The sequence below is a fragment of the Cyclobacterium sp. genome (assembly GCF_014762705.1).
GTDB lineage: Bacteria > Bacteroidota > Bacteroidia > Cytophagales > Cyclobacteriaceae > Cyclobacterium.
In genome coordinates this window covers 1-4781 of the sequence record NZ_JABURL010000101.1, presented here as the reverse complement: position 1 = coordinate 4781, position 4781 = coordinate 1, and the positions used below count along the sequence as shown (strand labels likewise).

Annotated in this window: 5 protein-coding genes; all 5 read right to left on the bottom strand. The window is 41.8% G+C overall.

Annotation, left to right across the window (positions count from 1 at the left end; translation table 11 throughout):
* Positions 1–400: 400 nt before the first annotated feature.
* A complete protein-coding gene (locus tag HUJ21_RS19910; protein WP_291372285.1) occupies positions 401–736 on the bottom strand; it encodes a type II toxin-antitoxin system PemK/MazF family toxin in 336 nt (111 codons plus the stop codon).
* On the bottom strand, positions 737–976 hold the full coding sequence (locus HUJ21_RS19905; protein WP_291372284.1) for a hypothetical protein: 240 nt from the start codon (positions 974–976) through the stop codon (positions 737–739). It lies immediately after the preceding gene.
* Positions 977–1599: 623 nt separating this feature from the next.
* Positions 1600–2541, bottom strand: a complete 942-nt coding sequence (locus HUJ21_RS19900) for an NAD-dependent epimerase/dehydratase family protein (RefSeq protein WP_291372282.1) — start codon at positions 2539–2541, stop codon at positions 1600–1602.
* Positions 2542–2849: 308 nt separating this feature from the next.
* Positions 2850–4043 (bottom strand): glycosyltransferase family 4 protein, encoded by a 1194-nt coding sequence (locus tag HUJ21_RS19895; protein ID WP_291372280.1) that lies wholly within the window; start codon positions 4041–4043, stop codon positions 2850–2852.
* A 40-nt stretch (positions 4044–4083) separates the two neighbouring features.
* The coding region (locus HUJ21_RS19890; RefSeq protein ID WP_291372279.1) for a glycosyltransferase at positions 4084–4781 on the bottom strand (698 nt) is incomplete at its 5' end.

Here is a 4781-nt window from a genome sequence, read left to right as displayed (position 1 = left end):
ATTAAACGCATGTTTCCTTAATTCGTGTCATTTTTTATAAATGCCGTTCACTTGAAACAAAAAGAAACAAAAAATTCAAGACAAAAAAATCCTTCCCCCCACATACCTGCCGCACCCTCGGTTTTTTGTCGGGCCACCCGCTCTTCTCTTACAAATAAATTGAATCAAACCTACCAGGTGCGATCAAATGTCAAGATCTTACACCTGCCACAGGTACCCTTAACCCTTAACTTCCACGTTTGATTGCAAAATAAGTCTTACTGCCAAAGACCCCGACTCAAATTCCCCACAGGCTTCGAGCCAATTAATCCTTAACAAACACGCTATTACACAAAACAATACCTGACACCAACCAGCAACTTTGATTCGCCCAGCTAGTTTCGAGCCTAATAACAGGAATTTATTTTTCGAACAGATTTTTCACTTTCTCTAAAAGTTGACCTTTTGCGGATTCTGTGAGCTGAGAAATCTTTTTTTTAACCAACATTTTTTCCATCACGAAAATCTTATGCACCCTAACCTGGCTCTTTTTTCTCAGTGAAACAGTAATCCTGTTTTCATCAATAAAAAAACTAAATACATCACTTCTCGATGTTGAACTGATTTGAGCTAGAATGATATCCCTGGTATTATTTACTCTTTCACCTGAAATAACCACAGCAGGCCTGCTTTTTGACAGTTGCCCATCAGAAAATGGGAAGGGAACAATAACGATATCACCTTGCCTAAAATCCATTTAATCCAAAAAACTATCCCAATGGGCATCATCTTCATTTTCCCAATCTTCATTTAAGGATGATTCTGAAAGCCGCATTGAATGCTGTGTTAAAGCTCTTTCGCCAGCATTTTGTTGATAGAGTTGGTCTTCATTTTTCTTTAATACAAATTCCGCAAAGTCAGCAATTTCTTGAATGCTATCTTCTGGCAGTTGTTCCAACGTTTCAACTGTTTTATGAATTAAACCTTTTTTTGACATAAATCCATCCGTTTCTGTAATATACGGTTTTTTCAGATTTAGTTTACATTATGCCTGGTGAAAGTTAAGGGTTAAGGGGCAGAATTTAGGTTGTTGTTATGGTGGTTAATCTTTGCTGGGCTGGGAGTTAGTTCTGCAGCTTCGCAGTTTTGTTAAGGGTTTGTCATAAATCTTGTAGATTTTTGGAGAAAGGTATTTCTTTAACCCTTAACAATCACGATTGAAACAAACACAAGGCATCCTGCCAACGTGCCCGTCTGACAATGCCCAAAAAGAGTAAAGCCGATTAGCCCTTAACCTCCACGATTGAAACCAGCAGTCCGCCAAAATCCAAAATGGCCAAACCCCAAAACCCGGCCCCTATCGAACCCTTTTAACCCTTAACCACCACGGCTGAACCCAAAACCAGACATCCTGCCAAAGTGCCCGACCCAAATCCTCAACAGGCTTGGAGCCAATTAACCCTTAACATCCACGCCTGGAACCAGCAACCCGCCCAAATGCAAAATGGCCAGACCCTAAAGCCCGGCCATTCAAATGCCATTTAACCACCACAGCTGAATCCAAAACCCGGCCTACTGCCCGACCGCCCGATCCTACACCCCGGCCGATCCCGATCCGCCCTACCCCTTAAACGCCCTGAAGGTCTTTTCAAAACCTTCTTCAGCACTCAGGGGAAGATCGCTGCCCAGGGCTTTCAGCAATTTATCGTTGCTGACCCGGTAGCTTTCGGTAAGCTTTTGGAGGCGTTCGGAATTCAGGGGCAGGTGCAACAAGTCCCCTGCACTGGCGGCGGTACGGATCAGACCGGAGGGAATTTTTAACAGCCGGGCAGGTTTGTCTAGGGAGGCCGCCATCATTTTGATGAGTTCATTCGTAGAAAAAACCCCGGAATCGGCTACCTGATAAATGCCCGAGGGAATATCCTTCTCCATTAGCTGGAGCATCACCCAGCAGAGGTTGTCTACGGACAAAAAAGAACGCTCATTTTTGAAGGCTGCCAAGGGATAGGGCAATCCTTTTTTCGCAAAAGCGTAGAGCAGGTTCAGGTTTCCCTTGTTTCCCGGACCGTGGATCATGCAGGGACGCAGGATATAGACCCGCTTGCCTTCGGGCAAATTATCCAGCAGGTATTCCTCGGCTTTTCGCTTGGACTTGCCATAAACGGTTTCCGGTGCGCAGGGGGTTTCTTCCGTAAGCCAGCCTGCTACCCTATCGGCACAGGCTTTGACGGAACTGATAAAAATAAAGGATTTGGCTTCAGTATCCTGCAGAAACCTATCGTACAGCTTGCGGGTAAGCTCGTAATTGGCCTCCCAGTAATCCTGTTCACCGGATGTTTTTTTCAGGTCATGCGCTTTTCCAGCCAGGTGGATGTAGTGGCAAAAGGACAGGTCATTTTGCTGCCAGAAATCGGCATAGGACAAATCCCTGGCGGAATGATTTCTGCTGAGAGCCTTCCAGGGCCTGTCATTTAAGTGCTTTTGCAGGTTTTGGCCTACGAAGCCGGAGGCGCCGGTGATGATGATTTGATTATTTGCGGTGCCTGAGCTTGTCGAAGACATGGTTTGATGATATGATGATGAAATGATTTGGTGATTTGATGATGTGCGGTGTCTCCGGTGCCTGAGCGGCGTCAAAGGGAAGATCCTCTTTAACCCTTAACCACCAGGTTTGAACCTAAAATAAGTCATTTTGCCAAAGTGCTCGTCTCTATTCCCAACAGCCTTCGAGCCAATTAACCATTAACAACAACGATGGTACCTAATTAAACCCTAATTTCAAAAAATGGCCTCTTGACCCTCTAACCACCTACTGAACCCATTAACCCTTAACTTTAGAATACGTGGTGATAGGATGATGGATATATTGGTTAGCTGGAAAGCAAATAACTCAAAATAGAATCTGCCATGCGTTGATTGACTTTTTCCCGAAGGTAGGTGTCAATAAATGTGGTCCTGTCTGCGGGAACAAAGGTCTCTAAATCGTGCTCCTGTAATTGTTTTACCAATCCCTTGTGATCACCGGGATCAAACAATAAGGTATCGGGAAGGTTCTCCTGAAGAAATTTCCGGGAATAGCCCCCTACCCCTGCAAGCACCGGTTTTTTAAACATGGCCAGTTCGAAAACTTTGGAAGGCAGCACTTTTTTAAAGGCATTGTAGTCATTAAGATGCATCAGTAAATAATCAGCTTCCTGGTATGCGGCTAACAGTTCTATACGGCTCACCGGAGGATGCAAGGTTACGTTTGTAAGCTTCAGTTCGCGGACCTTTTGTTCCAGCAAAGGACGGGTTCCCCCGTCTCCAATCAGTTTGAAATGAAATTCATTTCCCAGGGATGTAGCCGCCTGCGGAACGATTTTTTCCAGACCCTGCCCCTGCCCCATATTGCCTGCATAGAGAATGGTTTTCTTTGCAGATCCCGGATCAGAGGAAGAAGCGGTTTGTTCATAGATACGTACAAACTCAGGGTCAATCCCATTGGTGTAGTAACTGATTGTAGCCTGGGTATAGGATGCAAAATAAGGAGCAAATCCCGGACTGATCAGATTGATATGGCTGGCATAGGCAAAAGTCTGCTTTTCCAGCACTTTCAATACCGGCAAGGTAGCCTTCTTAACCAGGGGATTGTGCAAAACTTCCGCCATGGTATCTACAAAAATGTCCCTGATATCCAGATAAAGCGGAACCTTCAGGCTGCTGGCAATACGATATCCCAAATAGGCCGTAAACAAACGGCTGCTGGATGCAAATACCAGATCGTATTTTTTCCCTTTCACTTCTTTCCGAACCTGCTCGTAAAAGGTTTTAAAACTCAGGATCTGATCTTTGATACCACTTTTATGTTTGGGAATGGCAATGCGGTGTATGTGTACATTATTCAGGATTTCATTTTCAGGAGCTTCCTGAGAAAAGGAGCCATATCGGTTGGGAAGCGTGGTCATCACATCTATCCTTACATCAGGATTCGTCCGAGCGAGGCATTCCAGTAAAGGGGTATTCCGAAAAGAACCAGCACAAAGGTCTGGTTTAAAATAAAAAGATAAGTATAATATACGTTTCATTCAAAGAAATTAACACCAAGTAAAATCTAAAAAATTTTGACTAAATAGCTTTAAGATACAAATCATAATATTTTTTTGAGATCAGATCCCAATTATGGTTATTGACAATAATCTTTGGATCAAATAAAAGAGAAGAGTAATTTTCATATATCGATATAATTCCTTCAGCAATACTATTTACATCAGTAGGATCTACAGCCTTTCCTATATCTCTATAAAAATTATCTATTCCATCATTAAGTGAATACAATACTGGAATTCCTTGAGAAAGCGCTTCAATATATACTAAACCAAACGTTTCATTATACGAAGGCATAACAAAAATTGAATGGCTCCGGTAAACATTTTCCAATTCCTCCTTACTATTGATAAATCCATTATACTTAATACAATCAAATTTGTCAACAAACTTCATGAATGGTTTAAAGCCATTTCCAGGATCACCGTAAACATCTAAAACGCAAGGGAAACCAGTAGAATTAAGTTGAATGACAGCTTTAGCAAGATTAACCAAATTTTTACTTTTAATAATTCTACCAACAAAGAGTAATTTTAAAGGAAATTGAATTTCACTCTTTTTTTCCTTAACATTTTTACTCCAAAATTTATCAACTCCATTAGGAATAACAACAGATTTCTTAATTAATAAATCCCTATATTCATTAAATATCGAATATGAAAACAGTTTTTCTAAATAACTAGGAGAAATAAATACAAAAAAAGAAGCATTTAATAAAA

What these genes read in the sequence shown, in the direction of transcription:
- HUJ21_RS19910 (WP_291372285.1), bottom strand. Translation starts at nt 736, where the DNA reads ATGGATTTTAGGCAAGGTGATATCGTTATTGTTCCCTTCCCATTTTCT.
- HUJ21_RS19905 (WP_291372284.1), bottom strand. Translation starts at nt 976, where the DNA reads ATGTCAAAAAAAGGTTTAATTCATAAAACAGTTGAAACGTTGGAACAA.
- HUJ21_RS19900 (WP_291372282.1), bottom strand. Translation starts at nt 2,541, where the DNA reads ATGTCTTCGACAAGCTCAGGCACCGCAAATAATCAAATCATCATCACC.
- HUJ21_RS19895 (WP_291372280.1), bottom strand. Translation starts at nt 4,043, where the DNA reads ATGAAACGTATATTATACTTATCTTTTTATTTTAAACCAGACCTTTGT.